18 protein-coding genes are annotated in these 19,279 nt (G+C 72.0%); 12 read left to right on the forward strand and 6 right to left on the reverse strand.

The annotated features are described in order from the left end of the window. The first annotated feature begins 98 nt into the window (after positions 1–98). From C0010_RS10120 to fdxA, 12 genes are all read left to right on the forward strand, one after another. Positions 99–1,691: an acyl-CoA carboxylase subunit beta gene (locus C0010_RS10120; RefSeq protein WP_232531906.1), complete on the forward strand. Its 1,593-nt coding sequence runs from the start codon at positions 99–101 to the stop codon at positions 1,689–1,691. Further along, complete coding sequence (locus tag C0010_RS10125; RefSeq protein WP_232531907.1) at positions 1,688–1,918, forward strand: acyl-CoA carboxylase subunit epsilon; 231 nt, start codon at positions 1,688–1,690, stop codon at positions 1,916–1,918. The genes C0010_RS10120 and C0010_RS10125 overlap by 4 nt, the downstream gene beginning before the upstream one ends. Positions 1,919–2,324: 406 nt before the next feature. Beyond that, on the forward strand, positions 2,325–4,043 hold the full coding sequence (locus C0010_RS10130) for a nitrite/sulfite reductase (protein WP_105566955.1): 1,719 nt from the start codon (positions 2,325–2,327) through the stop codon (positions 4,041–4,043). Continuing rightward, complete coding sequence (locus tag C0010_RS10135; protein WP_105566956.1) at positions 4,040–4,783, forward strand: phosphoadenylyl-sulfate reductase; 744 nt, start codon at positions 4,040–4,042, stop codon at positions 4,781–4,783. Before C0010_RS10130 ends, C0010_RS10135 begins: the two co-directional genes overlap by 4 nt. Continuing rightward, positions 4,780–5,703: a sulfate adenylyltransferase subunit CysD gene (gene cysD, locus C0010_RS10140; protein WP_105566957.1), complete on the forward strand. Its 924-nt coding sequence runs from the start codon at positions 4,780–4,782 to the stop codon at positions 5,701–5,703. The genes C0010_RS10135 and cysD overlap by 4 nt, the downstream gene beginning before the upstream one ends. Then, entirely contained in the window at positions 5,703–7,010 is a 1,308-nt protein-coding gene (locus C0010_RS10145; RefSeq protein WP_105566958.1) for a sulfate adenylyltransferase subunit 1, read from the forward strand. Before cysD ends, C0010_RS10145 begins: the two co-directional genes overlap by 1 nt. Before the next feature lie 39 nt (positions 7,011–7,049). Then, positions 7,050–8,105 (forward strand): ABC transporter substrate-binding protein, encoded by a 1,056-nt coding sequence (locus C0010_RS10150; RefSeq protein WP_232531908.1) that lies wholly within the window; start codon positions 7,050–7,052, stop codon positions 8,103–8,105. Then, positions 8,102–8,923: an ABC transporter ATP-binding protein gene (locus tag C0010_RS10155; protein ID WP_105566959.1), complete on the forward strand. Its 822-nt coding sequence runs from the start codon at positions 8,102–8,104 to the stop codon at positions 8,921–8,923. The genes C0010_RS10150 and C0010_RS10155 overlap by 4 nt, the downstream gene beginning before the upstream one ends. Further along, positions 8,913–9,842, forward strand: a complete 930-nt coding sequence (locus C0010_RS10160) for an ABC transporter permease (protein WP_105566960.1) — start codon at positions 8,913–8,915, stop codon at positions 9,840–9,842. Before C0010_RS10155 ends, C0010_RS10160 begins: the two co-directional genes overlap by 11 nt. Beyond that, the gene (gene cobA / locus C0010_RS10165; RefSeq protein WP_105566961.1) at positions 9,839–10,594 is read left to right on the forward strand and encodes a uroporphyrinogen-III C-methyltransferase; all 756 of its coding nucleotides are present in this window, start codon (positions 9,839–9,841) and stop codon (positions 10,592–10,594) included. Before C0010_RS10160 ends, cobA begins: the two co-directional genes overlap by 4 nt. Positions 10,595–10,606: 12 nt before the next feature. Further along, complete coding sequence (locus C0010_RS10170) at positions 10,607–11,998, forward strand: FAD-dependent oxidoreductase (RefSeq protein ID WP_105566962.1); 1,392 nt, start codon at positions 10,607–10,609, stop codon at positions 11,996–11,998. Then, positions 11,995–12,321 carry a ferredoxin gene (fdxA, locus tag C0010_RS10175; protein ID WP_105566963.1) on the forward strand — a complete coding sequence of 109 codons (327 nt, stop codon included), beginning with the start codon at positions 11,995–11,997 and terminating at the stop codon, positions 12,319–12,321. Before C0010_RS10170 ends, fdxA begins: the two co-directional genes overlap by 4 nt. Positions 12,322–12,361: 40 nt before the next feature. Here fdxA and C0010_RS10180 read toward each other — a convergent pair whose 3' ends face one another. From C0010_RS10180 to C0010_RS10205, 6 genes are all read right to left on the reverse strand, one after another. After that, positions 12,362–13,378 carry a hypothetical protein gene (locus C0010_RS10180; protein ID WP_105566964.1) on the reverse strand — a complete coding sequence of 339 codons (1,017 nt, stop codon included), beginning with the start codon at positions 13,376–13,378 and terminating at the stop codon, positions 12,362–12,364. Then, positions 13,375–14,652, reverse strand: coding sequence for a sensor histidine kinase (locus C0010_RS10185; RefSeq protein WP_105566965.1), 1,278 nt, complete (start codon positions 14,650–14,652; stop codon positions 13,375–13,377). Before C0010_RS10185 ends, C0010_RS10180 begins: the two co-directional genes overlap by 4 nt. Further along, the gene (locus C0010_RS10190; protein ID WP_105566966.1) at positions 14,642–15,304 is read right to left on the reverse strand and encodes a response regulator; all 663 of its coding nucleotides are present in this window, start codon (positions 15,302–15,304) and stop codon (positions 14,642–14,644) included. Before C0010_RS10190 ends, C0010_RS10185 begins: the two co-directional genes overlap by 11 nt. 40 nt (positions 15,305–15,344) lie before the next feature. After that, positions 15,345–16,616 carry a class I SAM-dependent RNA methyltransferase gene (locus C0010_RS10195; RefSeq protein WP_105566967.1) on the reverse strand — a complete coding sequence of 424 codons (1,272 nt, stop codon included), beginning with the start codon at positions 16,614–16,616 and terminating at the stop codon, positions 15,345–15,347. An 81-nt stretch (positions 16,617–16,697) separates the two neighbouring features. After that, positions 16,698–18,068 carry a hypothetical protein gene (locus C0010_RS10200; RefSeq protein ID WP_105566968.1) on the reverse strand — a complete coding sequence of 457 codons (1,371 nt, stop codon included), beginning with the start codon at positions 18,066–18,068 and terminating at the stop codon, positions 16,698–16,700. A 74-nt stretch (positions 18,069–18,142) separates the two neighbouring features. After that, positions 18,143–19,249, reverse strand: coding sequence for an alcohol dehydrogenase catalytic domain-containing protein (locus C0010_RS10205; RefSeq protein WP_105567003.1), 1,107 nt, complete (start codon positions 19,247–19,249; stop codon positions 18,143–18,145). Positions 19,250–19,279: the final 30 nt, after the last annotated feature.

Consider the following 19,279-nt stretch of genomic DNA (forward strand, 5'->3'; position numbering starts at 1 on the left):
GGCCAGCCTACGCATCTCACGGACCATCCGGATCTCACACACGATTCCGGATGTCGTTGTGCGTGGCCACCAAATCCATCCGGGGTGTCGCGGTTAGGGTGGAACGCGTGACCGAACCCGATCTCTCTACGACCGCAGGCAAGATCGACGACCTCCGCGAGCGCTACGCCGACGCCGTGACGCAGGCGGAGGCGAAGGCCGTCGAAAAGCAGCACGCCAAGGGCAAGATGACCGCCCGCGAGCGCATCGAGCTGTTGGTCGACCCCGGCAGCTTCGTCGAGTTCGACGAGTACGTGCGCCACCGCACGACCGCGTTCGGGATGGACAAGTCCCGCCCCTACGGCGACTCGGTCGTCACGGGCACCGCGACGATCCACGGCCGCAACGTCGCGGTCTACTCGCAGGACTTCTCGACCTTCGGCGGCTCGCTCGGCGAGGTCGCCGGCAACAAGATCATCAAGATCATGGAGTTCGCGCTGCGCGGGGGCATGCCCGTCATCGGCATCCTCGACTCGGGCGGCGCCCGCATCCAGGAGGGCGTGCTCGCGCTCGGCAAGTACGCCGAGATCTTCCGCCTCAACACGCAGGCCTCCGGCGTCATCCCGCAGATCTCGATCGTGATGGGCCCCGCCGCCGGCGGTGCTGTCTACTCCCCCGCCCTCACCGACTTCGTCATCATGGTCGACAAGACCAGCCAGATGTTCGTCACGGGCCCTGATGTCATCAAAACGGTCACCGGCGAGGACGTCGGCATGGAGGAGCTCGGCGGTGCGCACACGCACAACACCCGCTCGGGCGTCGCGCACTACCTGGCCGAGGACGAGGACGACGCGCTCGACTACGCGCGCGGGCTGATCGGCTTCCTGCCCGACAACAACATGGCGGACCCGCCCGCCTACGACGCTCCGTTCGAGTTCGAGACGACCGACGGCGACCGCTCGCTGAACACGGTCATCCCGGATTCGCCGAATCAGCCGTACGACGTCAAGTCGGTCATCGATCAGGTCGTCGACGACGAGTTCCTCGAGGTGCAGCCGCTGTTCGCGCCGAACATCGTGATCGGCTTCGGCCGCGTCGAGGGCCGCTCGGTCGGCATCATCGCGAACCAGCCGCAGCAGATGGCCGGCACGCTGAACATCGAGGCCGGCGAGAAGGCCTCCCGGTTCGTGCGGTTCTGCGACGCCTTCTCGATCCCGATCGTCACGCTCGTCGACGTGCCCGGATACCTGCCTGGCACCGACCAGGAGTGGACGGGTGTCATCCGCCGCGGCGCCAAGCTGCTGTACGCGTACGCCGAGGCGACGGTTCCGCTCGTCACGGTCATCCTGCGCAAGGCCTATGGCGGCGCCTACATCGTGATGGGCTCGAAGCAGCTCGGCGCCGACGTCAACCTCGCGTGGCCGACGGCCGAGATCGCCGTTATGGGCGGCCAGGGCGCCGTCAACATCCTGTACAGGGGCGAGCTGAAGAAGGCGGCGGAAGCCGGCGAGGACGTCACCGAGGTGCGCACGCGGCTCGCCAACGAGTACACCTACAACGTGGCCTCGCCCTTCCTCGCGGCGGAGCGCGGCGAGCTCGACGGCATCATCGAGCCGGCGCAGACCCGCGTCTCGATCGCGAAGGCGCTGCGCTCCCTCCGCGGCAAGCGCGCGGAGCTGCCGCCCAAGAAGCACGGGAACATCCCGCTGTGAGCGACGGCGTCATGCGGCAGGGCGGCGAGCTGCCGAGCGTGCAGATCACGAGGGGGAACGCCACCGACGAGGACCTCGCGGCCCTCGCGGGCGTGCTCCCCGCCGCGTACGCGCAGGAGTCGCGCCAGGCGACGGCCGACGAGCCGTCGCACCGCACCACGTGGAGCACGGCGCGCCGGATGCGCCGCGTGCCCGGCGATGCCCGCTGGGGGCGCTTCTCGGGCTGATTCGGGTCGAATCCTCCCGATTTGTCCCCCAAAGTTCCTACAGACAGACCCCTTGCGGGGTTGCGATACTGGATCCGGAAACGCGCATCAGCGCTTCGGCACGCCGCCCCAGGGATGGCGGCGCAGACCGAATCCCTCGCGGATGGTTTTCGGGTAACCAGGCCGCATCCAGGCCCCGGGCGATGATCTCTCGCCCGGGGCCTTCTCCGTGCCCGCCGAGCGCACACCGCCGCGAACGCGGGCGCCGAAGATAGCACCATCCGACCGCGCGCAGGGCTTCGTTTCACTCCGTTTCCCGGCGTGACGACACGTGGCGTCATGTGTCGTCGCGCAGTACCGATCGGCGTCGGAACTTCCATAGCCTGGCCTCTCAGCGGCAGATCGCCGCACATGGGAGAGCGAGATCATGACCGTCGAACAGCCCACGCCCGTGCGGGGTGCGAGGACCCGCACGGCGCGCAAGCCGTCGAAGCCCCATGGGCAGTGGGCCGTCGACGGCCGCGAACCCCTGAACGCGAACGAGGAGTTCAAGCTCGCCGACGGCGGGCTGAACGTGCGCGAGCGCATCGAGCAGGTCTACGCGAAGGGCGGCTTCTCGTCGATCGACCCGACGGACCTGCACGGGCGCTTCCGCTGGTGGGGCCTGTACACGCAGCGCAAGCCGGGGATCGACGGCGGCCGCACGGCCCAGCTCGAGCCGCACGAGCTCGAGGACGAGTACTTCATGCTGCGCGTGCGCATCGACGGCGGCCAGCTCACGACGGAGCAGCTCCGCGTCATCGGCGAGATCTCCACGGAGTTCGCCCGCGACAGCGCCGACATGACCGACCGCCAGAACGTGCAGCTGCACTGGGTGCAGGTCGAGGACGTGCCGGAGATCTGGCGGCGCCTCGAGGCCGTGGGCCTGAGCACGACCGAGGCATGCGGCGACGTGCCGCGCGTCATCCTCGGCTCCCCCGTCGCGGGCATCGCCGCCGACGAGATCATCGACCCGACCCCGCAGATCCGGGAGATCGCCGACCGCTTCCTCGGCGACGAGACCCTCGCGAACCTGCCGCGCAAGTACAAGACCGCCATCACGGGGCACCCCAGCCAGGACGTGGTGCACGAGATCAACGACTGCGCGTTCGTGGCGGTCGAGCACCCCGAGCTCGGCATCGGATACGACATCTGGGTCGGCGGGGCGCTGGCCGCCGTTCCGCGCCTCGGCGAGCGACTCGGCGCCTTCGTCGCGCCCGACAGGGTCGGCGAGGTGTGGCACGGCGTCACCCAGATCTTCCGCGATTACGGCTACCGCCGGCTGCGCAACAAGGCACGACTGAAGTTCCTGCTCGCAGACTGGGGCGTCGAGAAGTTCCGCGAGGTGCTCGAGACCGAGTACCTCGACGCTCCCCTGCCCGACGGCCCCGCCGCACCGACCCCCACGACGATCGGCGACCACGTCGGCGTGCACCGCCAGAAGGACGGGCGGTTCTACGTCGGCGCCGCCCCGCTCGTCGGCCGGGTCTCGGGCAGCGCCCTGACGGCGCTCGCCGACCTCGCCGAAGTCCACGGCTCGCGCCGCATCCGCACGACGCCCCACCAGAAGCTGCTCGTGCTGGACGTGCCGGAGGGCGAGGTCGACGGCCTCGTCGCCGGCCTCGACGCGATCGGGCTCTCGGCCCGGCCGAGCCTGTTCCGCCGCGGCACGATCGCCTGCACGGGCATCGAGTACTGCAAGCTCGCGATCGTCGAGACCAAGGCCAACGCGGCGAACGCCATCACGCAGCTGGAGGAGCGCCTCGGCGAGCTCGAGCCCGAGATCGGCCGCCCCATCACACTGCACGTGAACGGCTGCCCGAACTCGTGCGCCCGAATCCAGGTCGCCGATATCGGCCTGAAGGGCCAGCTCGTCATGATCGACGGCGAGCAGGTACCCGGCTACCAGGTGCACCTCGGCGGCGGCCTCGCCGGCGTCGACCGTGACGAGGCGGGCCTCGGCCGCACCGTCCGCGGCCTGAAGGTCCCGGCCGACGGCATCGCCGACTACGCGGAGCGGGTCATCCGGCGATACCTCGCCGACCGCTCGGAGGGCGAGACGTTCGCCCACTGGGCGCACCGCGCCGATGAGGAGGCTCTGCAGTGAGCGTCAGTCTCGCACCCCGCATCCGGACCAAGCGCACCGCGGAGGAGCTGAAGGCGCTCGCCGAGAGCGGCAACGCCGAGCTCGGCAGCCTGACCGACCACGAGGCGTCCCCCGCCGAGGTCGTCGCGTGGGTCGCCCGCAACTTCGGCGTGGGCGCCGCCGCCGTGGCCTGCTCGATGGCGGACGCCGCCCTGCCTCACCTCGTCGCCGAGCAGCTGTCGGGCGTCGACGTCCTGTTCCTCGACACGGGGTACCACTTCGTCGAGACGTACGCGACGCGCGACGAGGTCGCCCGGGTGCTCGACGTGCGCATCGTCGACGTGACGCCCGAGCAGACGGTCGCAGAACAGGACGCCGAGTACGGCGCGAAGCTGTTCGAGCGCGACGCCGCGCTGTGCTGCGCCCGCCGCAAGGTCGCTCCCCTGCGCGAGGCGCTCGGGGGCTACGAAGTGTGGTTCACGGGCGTGCGGCGCAACGAGGCCCCGACCCGCACGAACACCCCGCTCGTCACGTTCGACGAGCGCAACGGGCTCGTCAAGGTCAACCCCGTCGCGGCGTGGAGCTTCGACGACGTGCTCGAGTACGCCGCCGAGCACAAGGCCCCCGTCAACCTCCTCGTCGATTTCGGCTACCCCTCCATCGGCTGCGAGCCGTGCACCAAGCCGGTCGCACCCGGCGAAGACCCCCGCTCCGGCCGCTGGGCCGGGCAGGCGAAGACAGAATGCGGGCTGCACGTATGACCATCGAGAAGACCCTCGCCCCTGCGACGTCGCTGTCCGCACTCGACCAGCTCGAGGCCGAGGCGATCCACATCATCCGGGAGGTCGTCGCCGAGTTCGAGCGCCCTGTGCTGCTGTTCTCGGGCGGCAAGGACTCCGTGCTGGTGCTGCACCTGGCCACCAAGGCGTTCGCTCCTGGCCGCGTGCCCTTCCCCGTGCTGCACGTCGACACGGGTCACAACTTCCCCGAGGTCATCGCGTTCCGCGACGAGACGGTCGAGCGCCTCGGGCTCACGCTCGAGGTCGCGAGCGTGCAGGAGTACATCGACGACGGCCGCCTCGCCGAACGCCGCGACGGCACCAGGAACACGCTGCAGACGCAGCCGCTGCTGGACGCGATCGCCGCGGGCAGGCACGACGCCGTCTTCGGCGGCGCGCGCCGCGACGAGGACAAGGCGCGCGCCAAGGAGCGGATCATCTCGCTGCGCGACGAGTTCGGCCAGTGGGACCCGCGCAACCAGCGCCCCGAGCTGTGGAGCCTGTACAACGGCCGCCACACGCCGGGCCAGCACGTGCGCGCCTTCCCGATCTCGAACTGGACCGAGCTCGACGTCTGGCGCTACATCGAGCGCGAGGGCATCGCCCTGCCGCCGCTGTACTACGCGGCGGAGCGCGACGTGTTCCGCCGCGACGGCATGTGGTGGGCGGTCGGCGAGTTCTCGCAGCCGCGCGAGGGCGAGCAGATCGAGACGCGGGTCGTGCGCTACCGCACGGTGGGCGACATGAGCTGCACCGGCGCGGTCGAATCGGGCGCGTCGGACACGGTCGCCGTCGTGGCCGAGGTCGCCGCCTCCACCCTCACCGAGCGCGGTGCCACCCGGGCGGACGATCGCATCAGCGAAGCCGCCATGGAGGACCGCAAGAAGGACGGATACTTCTGATGACCGCGACGATCACCGACACCACGCTGTTCCGGTTCGCGACGGCGGGCTCGGTCGACGACGGCAAGTCGACCCTCGTCGGCCGGCTGCTGCACGACGCGAAGGCGATCCTCGCCGACCAGCTCGACCAGGTCGCGACGACCTCGCGGGCCCGCGGCTTCGCGCACGGCGAGTTCGACTTCGCCCTCCTCACCGACGGCCTGCGCGCCGAACGCGAACAGGGCATCACGATCGACGTCGCGTACCGCTACTTCGCGACCGACCGACGCAGCTTCGTCCTCGCCGACTGCCCCGGCCACGTGCAGTACACCCGCAACATGGTCACCGGTTCGGCCACTGCCGACGCCGTGATCGTGCTCGTCGACGCGCGCAAGGGCGTCGTCGAGCAGACCCGCCGGCACCTCGCCGTCGTGTCGCTCCTGCGCGTGCAGCACGTCATCGTCGCGGTCAACAAGATCGACCTCACGGGGTTCGACGAGGACCGCTTCGTCGAGATCGAGCTCGAGACCGAACGCGTCGCCGAACAGCTCGGCCTGTCGGGCGTGCACGTGCTCCCCGTGTCGGCGCTGGAGGGCGACAATGTCGTCGACCGGTCGCCGCGCACGCCGTGGTACACGGGCCCGACGCTCATCGAGCTGCTCGAATCGCTGCCGACCCAGGACGAGGCGGAGGAGGCGCGCGAGCCGTTCCGCCTGCCGGTGCAGGTCGTGCTGCGCCCCCAGGGCGGGCTCGACCCGCGCATCCCCGCCGAAGAGGCGGAGGGGTACCGCGACTACCGCGGCTTCGCCGGCCGCGTGTCGTCCGGATCGCTCCGCGTGGGCGACCGCGTGCAGGTCGTCCCCGGCGCGCACGAGACCGTCGTCACGGGCATCAGCGTCGCCGGCGCCGAGGCGGGCGCCGCCGGCACCGGTCAGTCGATCGCCGTGACGCTCGCCGACGACGTCGATGCGGCCCGCGGCGCCGTCATCGTGGCCGCCGGCACCGCACCCGAACCGCGCCGCGAGGCCGTCGTCGAGCTCTTCCAGCTCGACCCGCGCGACGTCGTCGCGGGTGCCAAGGTGCTCGTCAAGCACGGCACGGCCACGGTGCAGGCCCTCGTGTCGGAGATCATCGACCGCCGCGACCTCGAGACGCTCGCGCACGACGACGCCGATCGGCTCGCCGTGAACGAGATCGGCCGCGTGCGCCTGCGCTTCGCCGTCGACCTCCCGCTCGAGCGCTACGCCGAGAACCGCTCCGCCGGCTCGCTGCTGCTGATCCACCCCGTCGACGGGGCGACGCTCGCCGCCGCCACCGTCGTCGACTGACCCCCGCACCGCCGCAGAGACCGCCAGAGGAGGCGAACCGTGAACGTCAGCCGCGCCGCAGCGACCGTCGGCACCCTGGGAATCGGGGCCATGATGCTCGCCGGCTGCGCCTCCGGGGCGAGCGGGGCCGAGGCCGCCGACGAGGTGCGCCTCGGATACTTCGCCAACGTCACGCACGCCCCGGCCCTCATCGGCGTACAGCGGGGGCTGTTGCAGGACGCGCTCGGCGACACCGAGCTGAAGCCGGAGCTCTTGGGCGCGGGCCCCGCGGCCATCGAAGCGCTGACGGCTGGATCTATCGATGCGGCGTACGTCGGGCCGAACCCGGCGATCAACACGTACATCCAATCGGGCGGACGCTCGGCGAGGATCATCGCGGGCGCGACATCCGGCGGCGCGTCCCTCGTGGTGCGGGACGGCATCGATTCAGCGGCCGACCTGGCCGGTGCGGACCTCGCCAGCCCGCAGCTCGGCAACACGCAGGACGTGGCGCTGCGGGCCTGGCTGGCGGACTCCGGCTACGAGACCTCGATCACGAGCGGCGGGGACGTCACGATCACACCGACGAGCGGTGCGCTCGCGCTGACGCTGTTTCAGAAAGGCGAGCTCGACGGCGCCTGGCTTCCCGAACCGTGGGCGTCGCGCCTGGTGGTCGACGCCGGCGCCGACGTGCTCGTCGACGAGGCCGACCTCTGGCCCGACGGCGCGTTCCCGACGACGGTGCTGCTCGTGCGGGCCGACTTCGCCGACGAGCGCCCCGACCTCGTCGAAAAGCTCATCGCGGGGCACGTCGACGCGGTCGACTGGTTGAACGACAACGACGAGGCCGCTCCGGATGCCGTGAACCGAGCGCTGACGGACGCCACCGGCCAGGGCCTGACGGACGAGGTCCTGCACCGCGCCCTCGGGAACGTCACCTTCTCGGTCGACCCGCACGCCGGTGCCTTCGAGGCGCTCGTGGCGGACGGCATCGCCGCCGGCACGCAGAAAGAGGGGCCGATCGACGGGATCTTCGACCTGGCCGCCCTGAACGCGCAGCTCGATCGGGCTGGCCGGGAGCCGGTCTCGGCGGGCGGACTGGGGGCGGACCGATGACCGTGCCGGCCGGGACGCCCGCCCCTCCCGTCTTCGCTCCGAGCTTCGACGGCTTCGCGCCGCCGCCGTCCGCGCCGCCCGCCGAGCCGATCGTGCGCGTGCGGAGCGCGAGCAAGCGCTACGGCACGGGCCCCGTCGTGCTCGACGACGTCTCCCTCGATATCGCGCCGGGCGAGTTCGTCTGCCTGCTCGGGGCATCCGGATGCGGCAAATCGACCCTGCTCAACCTGATCGCCGGGCTCGAACCCGCGACGGCCGGCTCGATCGACGTCCCCGGCGAGGGCGCGGCCGTGATGTTCCAGGAGTCGGCGCTGATGCCGTGGCTGAGCGCCCGGCGCAACGTCGAGCTCGCGCTGCGGCTGCGCGGCATGCCGCGCGCGCAGCGCACCGAGGAGGCGCAGCGCCTGCTCGCGACCGTGAACCTCGCGGACGCGGGCGACAAGAGGCCGCACGAGCTCTCGGGCGGGATGCGGCAGCGCGTCGCGCTCGCGAGGGCGCTCGCACAGGACCGACCGGTTCTGCTGATGGACGAGCCGTTCGCCGCCCTCGATGCCATCACGCGCGACCTCCTGCACGAGGAGCTCGAGCGAGTGTGGCGCGCGACGGGGCGCACGATCGTGTTCGTCACGCACAACGTGCTCGAGGCCGTCCGGCTCGGGCAGCGCGTCGTCCTGCTCTCCAGCCGCCCCGGCCGCATCGCCCGCGAATGGCGCCTCGGCGGCAGGGGCGGGCGCCGCACGGACACCCCGGATTCCGCGGCGCTCGCCGCCGAGATCACCGCAGAGCTGCGAGGGGAGATCCGCCGCAATGCCCGCTGAGCAGAGCACCGCGGCGCGCTCCGCCGGTGAGCGCGGGCGCCGCAGCGCCGACCCGAAGGGCGACGTCGACGCGCTGGCGGCCGGCCTCGACCGCCTGCAGAGCGACGACGCGCTGCGCACCCCCGCGTGGCGCGGCGTGCTGGCCAAGGCGCTTCCCCCCGTCGTCCTCCTCGTCGCGCTGCTGGCCGCCTGGCAGCTGTACGTCGTGATCGCCCAGCCGCGCCCCGACATCTCGCCGGGGCCGCTCCGGGTGCTCGGCGCGCTCGGCGACGCGTGGGGACAGGGGCGCCTGCAGGAGGCCCTGCTGACCAGCCTCGAGCGCGGCATCATCGGCTTCGTCATCGCGATCGTCGTCGGCACGCCGTTGGGCCTGCTGCTGGCGGAATGGCGCTGGCTCCGCCGCGCGGCCGGGCCGCTGATCTCCGGCCTGCAGGTGCTGCCGTCGGTCGCCTGGGTTCCCGCGGCGATCATCTGGTTCGGCCTCTCCGACGCCACCGTGTACTTCGTGATCCTGATGGGAGCGATCCCCTCGATCATCAACGGCCTGCTGTCGGGCATCGACCAGGTGCCGCCGCAGCTGCGCCGGGCCGGCGTCGTGCTCGGCGCGAGCCGCTGGCAGTTGGCGAGCGCCGTCGTGCTGCCCGCCGCTCTGCCCGGCTACGTCGCGGGCCTGAAGCAGGGCTGGGCCTTCTCCTGGCGCTCGCTGATGGCAGCCGAGATCATCGCCGTCGGCGGCTCCATCGGCTTCGGCCTCGGCTCGATGCTGCAGCAGTCCCGCGAGCTCGCCGACCTGGCGGGCGTGCTCGGCACGATCCTCCTGATCCTCGCGATCGGCGTGCTCATCGAGCTGCTCGTGTTCGGCCCGCTCGAGCGCAGGCTGCTGCGCGGCCGGGGCCTCGCCCAGGGAGACGGGCGATGAGCGGGTCCGTCACCCTCGTCGGCGCGGGGCCGGGCGACGCCGGGCTGCTGACCCTGGGCGGTCTGCGCGCCCTGCAGGCGGCCGACGTGATCGTCGCCGACCGGCTCGGCGCCCGCGCCGTGCTGGAGCAGCTCGCCGCAGACGGCGTCGAACTCGGCGGCGAGGTCATCGACGTCGGCAAGCTCCCCGGCCACCACCAGGTACCGCAGGACGAGATCAACGACCTCCTCGTCCGGCACGCGTCCGCCGGCAGGCGCGTCGTGCGCCTCAAGGGCGGCGATCCCTTCGTCTTCGGCCGCGGCCGCGAGGAGCAGATCCACTGCGAGACGGCCGGCATCGTCGTCGACGTCGTTCCCGGCGTCACGAGCGCCGTGTCCGTCCCCGCGATCGCGGGGATCCCCCTGACCCACCGCGGGGTCGCGACGACCTTCACCGTCACGAGCGCGCACGACCAGCTCGAGCCGGGCGGCGCCGTCGCCCGCGCCGGCGGAGAGCACACGGTCGTGCTGCTGATGGGAGTGAACACCCTCGGCCACTCGGCGCACGTGCTCGCCTCCGGCGGGAGGGGCGCCGACTGCCCCGTCGCGATCGTCGAGGACGGCTACGGCGAGAACCAGCGCGTCACGATCGGCACGCTCGGCACGATCACGCAGCTCGCGGCCGCCCGCCGGGTGCGCTCCCCCGCCGTGATCGTCGTCGGCGACGTCGTGCGCCTCAGCCCGCACGCGGCATCCCCCACAGCTTCCGATTGAAAGGCCCTGTCCATGACCTCTGCACCTCTCGCCCTGCGCGTCGCGATCGTCGGCGCCGGCCCCGCCGGCATCTACGCCGGCAACCTGCTGACGAACGCCGTCGCCGAGCGCGGCGGCCGCGTCGAGATCGACCTGTTCGAGTCGCTGCCGGCCCCCTACGGCCTCATCCGGTACGGCGTCGCACCCGACCACCCCCGCATCAAGGGCATCGTGAACTCGCTGCACGAGATGCTCGACGCGCAGGCCGAGGTGCCCGAGGGCGAGGCGGCCCGGCGCAACATCCGGTTCATCGGCAACGTCGAGGTGGGCAAGGACATCGACCTCGACGAGCTGCGGGAGCGCTACAGCGCCGTCATCCTCGCCACGGGCGCGATCCAGGACGCGGCGCTCGATGTGCCCGGCGTCGACCTGCCGGGCTCGTACGGGGCCGCCGACTTCGTCGCCTGGTTCGACGGGCACCCGGATGTCGCGCGCACCTGGCCGCTGGAGGCCCGCGAGGTCGCCGTGATCGGCAACGGCAACGTGGCGCTCGACGTCGCCAGGGTGCTCGCCAAGCACGCCGTCGACCTGCGCTCGACCGAGGTCCCCGACAACGTGCTCACCGGTCTCGAGGCCTCCGCTGTCACGGACGTGCACGTGTTCGGTCGCCGCGGGCCCGCCGACATCAAGTTCACGCCGATCGAGCTGCGCGAGCTGGGCGAGGTGCCGGGCGTCGACATCGTGCTGCACGACGAGGACTTCGACGGCGTCGACCCGGCCGCCGCGGCGAACAACCAGCTGAAGGTGATGCTGCGCACGCTGAACAAGTGGCGCGAGCGCCCCGAGGGCACCGCGTCGCGGCGGCTGCACCTGCACTTCCGGCACGCGCCGGTGTCGATCGAGGGCGAAGGGCGCGTCGAGTCGATCCGCTTCGCGCGGACCGAGACCGGCGCCGACGGCGCCCTCGTGGTGACCGACGAGATCCGGGAGTACCCCGTGCAGGCCGTCTACCGCGCCGTGGGCTACTACGGCTCGCGCGTGATCGGGGCCCCCTTCGACGAGGCGCGCGGCGTCATCCCGAACGAGGCGGGGCGCGTCGACGGCGAGCAGGGCCTGTACGCGACCGGGTGGATCAAGCGCGGTCCCGTCGGCCTGATCGGCCACACCAAGTCCGACGCGCTCGAGACGATCACGAACCTCGTCGCCGATGCCGAGGCGGGGGCGCTCTCCGCTGTCGATTCCGCCGACGTCCTCGACCTGCTGGACGAGCGCGACACGGAGTACACCACGTGGGACGGCTGGCTCGCCCTGGACGCCTACGAGCGCCACCTCGGCGAGACGCACGAGCACGCGCGCGAGCGCGTCAAGGTCGTGCCGCGCGAGGAGCAGGTGGCGGTCTCACGCGAGGGGGCTCTGGTCGAATGACGTACGTCATCGCGCTCCCGTGCGTCGATGTGAAGGACCGCGCCTGCATCGACGAGTGCCCCGTCGACTGCATCTACGAGGGCGAGCGCTCGCTCTACATCCACCCCGACGAGTGCGTCGACTGCGGCGCCTGCGAGCCCGTCTGCCCCGTCGAGGCGATCTACTACGAGGACGACCTGCCCGATGAGTGGCAGGACTACTACACCGCGAACGTCGGCTTCTTCGAGGAGCTCGGCTCGCCCGGCGGCGCGGCGAAGGTCGGCACGTACGCGTTCGACCACCCCATCGTCGCGGCGCTGCCGCCGCAGGAGGGTGAGGGCTGACGGGCGCGGTCGAGGCGCGCCGTCCCGCCCCCGTCGGCGCTCACGGCCGGGGGATCTCCTGCCACATCGCGATGCCGTCGTCGTCCGGCGTCGGCGACGCGCTCCGGCCGACGATCGTGACAGCTGTCGTCGGCGTGGCGCTCGTGCGGATGATGATGCGGTCGGCGTCGGTGCCGCGCAGCGCCTCCGAGAGCGCGTGCCTGACCTTTCGCAGCTCGGCGGCGTCGAGGTCGGTCAGCGCGTCGTCGTCGGTGACCGTCACGCTCACGCCCTGCATCCGGGCGCGCCGGATCGCGCCGCGCACCTCGGCGTCGAGCAGCCGGTGCGCGCGCAGCTCGTCGCGCAGCGTTCCTTCGGCGATGAGCGCCTCGTCGCGCTCTTCCTCGTCGAGCATCCCGCCCGAGGAGACGACCTTCGTCAGCACGGGCCCCGCTTCGGCGAGCGCGAAGCGCACGCGCTCGCGTCGCTCGGTGCGCCGCGCTTCCTGGGCCGCCTGCCACGAGGCGGCCGTCTGCTGCAGGCGCATCAGCTCCGCTGTGTCGTGGCGCGCCCTGTCGACGGCCCACACGAGAAGCTGCGCGACGGCGACCCAGAGGAACGTGCCGAGCAGGCCCCTCCCCTGTGCGTGGGCGATGCCCATCGCGCTGACGCCGATGACGGCCGTCGCGCAGACCCCGCCCCACGCCCAACCCGGCCGCCGCCGCACCGCGACAACGGTGAACGCCTGACCGGCGGCCCCGAACATCGTCGCGACGATGGGTTCGTGGATCTTCTCTCCGCTCGCCGCCACGGCGAGCAGCTGAGCCGCCACGACCGCGACGACGACCGCGATCGCCGCCCACAGCGGCAGCCTCGACGGCGAGTGCTTCTCGGCGGGCACGCCGTCGCGCTCTTCGCCCGGCAGCCAGAGCGCCGCGGCGAGCGCCGCCGCCCAGATCACGACGGCGGCGACGTGGAGAGCCGGGTGGGGCACGATGAAGACGATCACGATGCCCCGGATGAGGAAGTAGCAGGCGAACGCGAGAGCGATCGCCATCAGCATGCGCCGGATGGTCACGACTCGCCTCCTTCGCCGCGGTCGTGCACGGATGCGACCGCCCGCCATTCGAGGCGCACGATCGTGCCCTTGGGCCCCGATTCGACGGCGGCCGCGCCGCCGATGGCGCCCATCCGTGCGACGATCGACCCCCGGATCCCGATCCTGTCCGCCGGGATCGCTTCGACATCGAGCCCTGGTCCCCTGTCCGAGATCTCGACGCGCACCCCCGCGGGTTCGGCGCTGACGCGCGCGGCGAGCCCCGCGCCATCCGCGTGCTGCACGGCGTTCGCGATCGCCTGCTTCGCGGCGAGCACGAGCGCGCGGGCGACGCGGCCCGGGACCACGCCGACGCTGCTGCCCGCGTCATCCGGGGCTTCGGCCGGCACATCGAGCTCGACCCCGAGCTCGCCGGCGGCGCGCTCGATCGCCGAGGCGATCTCGCACGCCGTGCGGGGCTCGTCGCTGCCCTCCGGTGCGGCGCTGCCCGCGTCTGCCAGCCGGGTGAGCGCTTCCCGCGACATCTCGACGGCGAGGTCGCGCTCGCGCTGCGATTCGGCGCGCGCCGCCGCGATGAGCGCCGCCAGCACGCTGTCGTGCATCAGCATCGCCACCTCGACGCGCTCCTGCTCCGCCGCCTCCTCCGCCTGTGCCTGCGTGTACGCCTCGACGGCCCGCACGCGTGCGCTGTCGACGCCGTCGGAGATCGCGCGGAACATCCATCCGAGCGTCACGACGAGCAGGTTGAGGAGGATCGCCATCGAGACGTCCCAGACGAGGACCTGCCAGGCCTCAGGCGCGAACGCGGCGCGCAGCAGCTGCGCGATCCCGAACGCGAGCGGCGGCACGTAGGCCCAGACCACCTGCAGGCCGAACGGGAACGCGACCACCGAGGCGCCGACGACGACGGTGAGGAGGTAGTACGGCCACGGCTGCTGGGTCGGGTCGACGGCCTCGGAGTCGGCGAGCGCCCACCACACCATCATGGCGACGTACGCGACGGCGAACGTGCCCGCCGCGAGGCGGGCGAACCGCCCGGCCGCGCACGCGACGACCATCACGGCCAGCGCCGCGAACGTGACGATCACAGGAACGGGATGCTCCGCATGCTGGCCGCTCGTGACCGCGATCACGACGGCCTGCGCGCCGAGCACGAGCGCGCTCAGGGCGACGAGCCCCTGCACGATGCGCTCGAACCGGCCCCTCGTGAAGTGGCCGGGCCCGGATGACGACGACGCGAAGATCCGCGGGACGCGGAACCAGGCGTCGTCGATCAGCGACGGCTTATCCGACACCCGGCCGTTCCTCGGCGAGCGGGTCGACGATGCCGTCCTCCACGGCGCGCCGGAGCAGGTCGACCTTGGTCGGCGCGGGGCGCCCGACGTCGGTGTACTTCACCCGCACGCGGGTGATGTTCTCCTTCGCCGTGGAGTACGCGACCCCCAGCTGATCGGCGACGGCCTTCAGCGGAAGGCCGGCGGCGTAGAGCCGGAGCACCTCCCGCTCGCGCGCGGAGAGCTGTGCGTCGGCGAAGTCCCTGTCGCCCTCGACGGCGCTCGCCCACTCGATGTTGTTGAGCTGCTCCCCCCGCGCGACGATGCCGACGGCGTCGATCACGTCTCCGATCGGCGACGCCTTGCTGACGACGCCCACGGCACCCGCGGCGAGCGCCTCGCGCACGGCGGCCGGTCGGTCGGCGACCGAATGGATGATGACAGATGAGTCGACGGCGAGGCGCACGACGTTCTCGGTCACGGTCGTGCCGTCGCCGAGCGTCAGGTCGAGCAGCACGACGTCGGCCGCGGGCGCGGACGTCGTGGTGCGCCACGCGAGGTAGTCGGTCACGGTCGGCCCTGCGTACGCGGCCTCCCAGCCTGCGCGCCCGATCGCCGCGACCAGACCGAGCCGCACGGACTCGTGGTCATCGATGAGCGCCACCCTCGTCATCCGGCCAGCCTATCCGTTCGCTGTGCGCCGGGCGGACCGGTCACCTGGTGAGGATGGCGAGCGCCTCGACGTGGTGCGAGTGCGGGAACAGGTCGAACGCCGACAGCGACGACAGCTCGTACCCGACCCGGCGGAACGTACCGATGTCTCTGGCGAGGGCGACGGGGTCGCACGCGACGTACGCGATGCGGCTCGGCCCGAGGTCGGCGAGCGTCTCCACGACCTGGCGCCCCGCGCCCGAGCGCGGCGGATCGAGCAGGGCGACGCCGCGCGTGAGCATCTCGCGGTCGAAGAGGCTCGCCTGGTGCGAGAGCTGCGTGAGGAAGTGCTCGACCCGCAGGTCGAGCGCCTCCGCGCCGAAGTCGGCGAGGTTGGCCTCGGCGTGCACGGAGGCGCGCTCCGAGGCCTCGACCGTGGTCAGCCGCGCCCCCTCCGCCAGCTCCCCGAGTGCGGCGGCGAAGAGGCCGACGCCGCCGTACAGGTCGAGGTTCCACGCGTCGGACTCGAGAGGGCCGAGAGCACCGCGCACGGCGGAGCTGAGCACCTCGGCGGCGGCGCGATGCACCTGCCAGAAGCCGCCGGCGTCGACCCGGAAGTCCCTGCCGGCCGCCGTCTCGATCACGACCTCCGGCTCCTCGCGCGGCTCCCGGGGAGCGCGCGGGCCGCGACCGCGGCTCGGTTTCCTGGCGGGCCGGCGGATCGTCCGGATGCCGCCGTCGGCCGGCTGCACCAGGTCGATGCGGCCCTCGGGGGCGCTGCGCAGCGCGAGGGCGACCTCCGCGATCTCGGGCGTCGCGAGGGGGTAGTCCTCGACGTCGACGACGCGGTGGCTCCGCGCGGCGAACGGCCCGATCCGGCCGTCGTGATCGACGTGCAGGCTGATCCGCGTGCGGTAGCGCAGCCCGTCGGCGGTCGCGACCGCGTCCGGATGCCCGTCGCCGAGGACCGCTTCCGGCCCGACGACCGGCACGTCGATCTCGAGCCCGGCGAACTTCGCGAACGCCTCCCGCAGCACCTGCGCCTTCAGCTCGCGCTGGCGCGGGAGCGCGATGTGCCCGAGGTCGGCGCCGCCCGGCTGGTCGTCGCCTGCTCCCGGCCAGATGTGCGGCACGCGGTCGGGCGACGCCGTCTCGACCTCGAGGGTCTCGGCGCGCGCGAACGACTTCTTGACCTCGGTGATGCGCGCCGTGACGCGCTCGCCGGGGATCGCGTCGCTGACGAAGACGACGCGGCCGCCCGGTTCGCGCGCAACGAAGACGCCGCCATGCGCGACGCCGGTGATGTCGAGGGTGACGAGGTCGCCGGTTTCCATGGTCCTATCGTGTCAGGCCGCGCCTGCGAGGCGGCGGAATCGAGCCGAGGCGGGTGCCGCGCCGCCGCGGCACCCGCTCGATCACCGCTCCCGCGCGTCGTCCTTCGTCGCGGGCTTGTCTGCGAAGACGCCGTCGCTGTCGCTCTTGAAGAAGTCGGCGGTGTAGATCAGACCGCAGAGCAGGATTCCGGCGGCGAATCCCCATGCCGCGCCCTTCGTCGCCAGGATCGCCGCGATGATGCCGGCGACGCCGAGATCGAGCCGGCTCGCCGCCTCCAGGATCCCCACTTTGATCGACACGAAGCCCTGGATGAGCAGCGTGAGTGCGAGGGCGACCCCGAGGATCGGTTCGAGCAGGGACACGATGGGCAGGAGGAACAGGCCGGTATTGGTACCCCAGCGGAACCGGCCGGCACCGCTGAAGATCGACTGCATCGACTTCGGCCCTCGTTTGTAGCGCTCCGTCGTCGTCACGTGCATCGCGGCCCAGAGCGGGCCGCACATCGCGTTGTCCGGGCCGAAGATGCTCATCAGCACGTTGCGCCCGCCGAAGATGAGGTGCGCCCGGTTCGGGTCGTACACGACCCGCTCGTCCGGCCGGAACTCATCGGCCTCGGCGAGGACGGCCCTGGCCTGCAGCACGTCGCCGAACACGACGATGTACGCCGCGAGGACGGTCGGGATCGCTGTGACGAACATCATCAGCGGAGGCAGCCCCACGCCGAACACCGTGTACTGCGAGAACATCGTGGCGAAGTCCGGCGTCGAGATCCCCCACTCGATCTGCGGCCACGGGGCCTCGCCGAACAGCGGTGCCACGACGACCGCGATGAGGATCGCCGGCAGGATGCCGAGGCTGCCGATGAACTCGGCTGCACGGCTGCGCAGCTGCAGCCGCTTGAAGGCGTTGGAGTACATCAGGAAGAACGCGAGCCCGACCGAGATCGTGATCGTCCAGGGGAACGTGTCGAAGCGCCCTCCAGCGGCGAAGATGCCCTGAACCGCCGCGATTCCCGCGCCGATCACGATGCCGGCCCGCAGCGCGTTCGGCACGACCCGCACGACCTTTGCGGCGAGCCCCGTGGCACCGAGCGCGATCGAGAACGCCCCGAGCAGGAGTTGGAACGCGATGAGCGCGTGCACGCGCTGTTCCACGGGGAACTCGTTCAGGTACAGCGTCAGCAGAGGGATCGCCGGCGTGATCCATCCGGGGATCACGGGATCGCCGAGCATGTGGTGCAGCAGGTAGAGCACGCCGTTGAGCACCACGATCGCGAGCGCCGCCTCGAACGGCATCCCGAGCAGCTCCTGCATCAGCGGGATCGCACCGAGGTCGACCGCGCACATGATCAGGCCCTGGGAGTAGTCCCGCCACTCGAAGCGATAGTGCACGAACGGCAGTCGCACATCGAACGGCCCCGCCTTCCAGGGCCTCGCATACGTATGGGTCATCTTCTCCGTCTCCTTCGCCGGAAGCGGCGTCCGCGCCGCGGTGTTCTCGGCCGCCCCGTGGGCGCCGAGGCAGGTCAGTCGAACAGGATCACTTGGCGCACGGCGCGCCCGTCGGCGAGCTCGTCCATCGCCTCGTTGATGTCGTCGATCCGGATGCGCCGCGAGATCAGCTTCTCGACCGGCAGCCGACCTTCGCGCCACCATTGGGCGAATCGAGGGATGTCCCGGCTCGGGATCGCGGACCCCAGGTAGCTGCCGATGATCGTCCTGGCCTCCGCCGTGATCGTCAGGGGCGAGATCTCCGCGAGCGCTTCCGGGCTCGGCAGGCCGACCGTGACCGTCCGCCCGCCCGGCGCCGTCGCCCGGAACGCCGTTTCGAATGCGCGCGGGTGGCCCGCGCACTCGAGCGCGTGATCCGCGCGGATGCCCCGCTCGGCGGCTTCGTCGGGCGTGAGCGCTTCGTCCGCGCCGAGTTCGAGCGCCAGGTCGAGCTTCTCGCGCAGGGCGTCCACGGCGATGACTGGGCCCTTGCGCTCCGCGACCGCCGCCAGCAGTGCGGATACCCCGACGCCGCCGAGGCCGACGATGACGAGCGATTCGTCGTCGCCGCGCTCGATCGCGTTCAGCAGAGCGCCGCCTCCCGTGAGCACGGCGCAGCCGAGCACGGCCGCGATCTCGGGGGGCACGTCGTCCCCGACGGGGACGACGGACGCGCGGTCGACGACAGCGTGGGTCGCGAAGCCGGAGACGCCCAGGTGGTGGAAGACGCCCTCTCCGCCGCGGCTCAGCAACCGGGAGCCGTTCAGCAGCGTCCCCGCGTTGTTGCTGGCGGTTCCGCGCTCGCACGGCAGGCGCCCGCCCGTGCGGCACCCTTCGCACTCCTCGCACCTAGGCAGGAACGCCATTGTGACGCGCGCGCCCTCCTCCAGGTCAGTCACCGCGGCCCCCGTCGCGACGACGCGGCCCGCCGCCTCGTGGCCGAGGAGCATGGGGGTCGGGCGGGAACGATTGCCGTCCACGACCGACAGGTCGGAGTGGCAGACGCCGGCGGCCTCGATGCGGACGAGGACTTCCGTCGGCCCGGGGGGCGCGAGCTCGAGCCGACCGACCGTGAGGGGTCGGGTCTGCGCGTACGGCCGCTCGCGACCGACCTCTTCGAGCACGGCTCCCGTGATCTGCATCGTGTCTCCCTCGCGGTTCGCGGTCCTGGT

This window comes from Microbacterium halophytorum, assembly GCF_002970975.1.
Classification (GTDB): Bacteria; Actinomycetota; Actinomycetes; order Actinomycetales; family Microbacteriaceae; genus Microbacterium; species Microbacterium halophytorum.

Coding starts and splice junctions, on each gene's coding strand:
- C0010_RS10160 (WP_105566960.1), top strand. CDS start 8,913: ATGCCCGCTGAGCAGAGCACCGCGGCGCGCTCCGCCGGTGAGCGCGGG.
- C0010_RS10190 (WP_105566966.1), bottom strand. CDS start 15,304: ATGACGAGGGTGGCGCTCATCGATGACCACGAGTCCGTGCGGCTCGGT.
- C0010_RS10205 (WP_105567003.1), bottom strand. CDS start 19,249: ATGCAGATCACGGGAGCCGTGCTCGAAGAGGTCGGTCGCGAGCGGCCG.
- C0010_RS10145 (WP_105566958.1), top strand. CDS start 5,703: ATGACCGCGACGATCACCGACACCACGCTGTTCCGGTTCGCGACGGCG.
- C0010_RS10155 (WP_105566959.1), top strand. CDS start 8,102: ATGACCGTGCCGGCCGGGACGCCCGCCCCTCCCGTCTTCGCTCCGAGC.
- C0010_RS10130 (WP_105566955.1), top strand. CDS start 2,325: ATGACCGTCGAACAGCCCACGCCCGTGCGGGGTGCGAGGACCCGCACG.
- cysD (WP_105566957.1), top strand. CDS start 4,780: ATGACCATCGAGAAGACCCTCGCCCCTGCGACGTCGCTGTCCGCACTC.
- cobA (WP_105566961.1), top strand. CDS start 9,839: ATGAGCGGGTCCGTCACCCTCGTCGGCGCGGGGCCGGGCGACGCCGGG.
- C0010_RS10170 (WP_105566962.1), top strand. CDS start 10,607: ATGACCTCTGCACCTCTCGCCCTGCGCGTCGCGATCGTCGGCGCCGGC.
- C0010_RS10195 (WP_105566967.1), bottom strand. CDS start 16,616: ATGGAAACCGGCGACCTCGTCACCCTCGACATCACCGGCGTCGCGCAT.
- C0010_RS10200 (WP_105566968.1), bottom strand. CDS start 18,068: ATGACCCATACGTATGCGAGGCCCTGGAAGGCGGGGCCGTTCGATGTG.
- fdxA (WP_105566963.1), top strand. CDS start 11,995: ATGACGTACGTCATCGCGCTCCCGTGCGTCGATGTGAAGGACCGCGCC.